At 46.9% G+C, this 680-nt stretch carries 1 protein-coding gene; it reads right to left on the bottom strand.

Features of this window, described 5'->3' with window-relative positions:
* Positions 1-602, bottom strand: a 602-nt coding sequence (locus R7190_RS27720) for an imelysin family protein (RefSeq protein ID WP_318137912.1), incomplete at its 3' end; no start/stop codon positions are given.
* Positions 603-680 lie beyond the last annotated feature (78 nt).

Genomic DNA, 680 nt, shown 5'->3' with positions numbered 1-680 from the left:
CACTCTGTCTTTTGCAAAGACTTCCACGGGTTTTGAGCCCAAGAATTAGCGATGATCTGTGCTTTATCGTGCAAGTTTTCGGCAATAGCAACACCTGAGGCACATACATTGCTATTGGTATTAAGCGTGGATGCATCATCATAAAGTAACCATTCCAACGCCCCTAAACCTTGCACAGTCACGCTTTGTGTCGAGATCTCTTCCACTGTCCAAACTTTATCGGCTTTAGTCAGCGCCGACATTTTACGCCCGGTGGTATTTTTTTTATCGGGCCAGAATTGTACGTTCCAGCTTTGCTCCAGCGCGGTCGCGGGGCCACGTTCCTGTCCTTGAAGCGCCATCCAAGCCAGCATGGTTCTGTGCCACTGTTGTTGTACTGGTTCCACGTCATTTTTCGGCGCAGAACAAAAATCAGCAAAGCTCTGTTCTAACTGCGAAGCTTGGCTTAAAAATGACTGTGCGGCATGAAACTCCACTTCGTAAACAGCTTGAGAAATATGGCTAGTTTGCTCTGGTTGTGCATCCGACGAGCCCGTTGTCGATTGGCAACCAACTAAGCTTAGCGTTGCAACAACAGCGCTCATTAATGTTGTTTTCTTCATGGTTGCATCCTTACAGAGAGTTCAGAAACGCGATCAATGCGTCACGTTCTTTTTGGTTAAGCGATAGCACGTTTTGTT

It is taken from the genome of Vibrio sp. 1078-1 (assembly GCF_033340475.1).
Note: the sequence above shows the minus strand (reverse complement) of the source record. Positions and strands in the feature narration are given on the sequence as shown.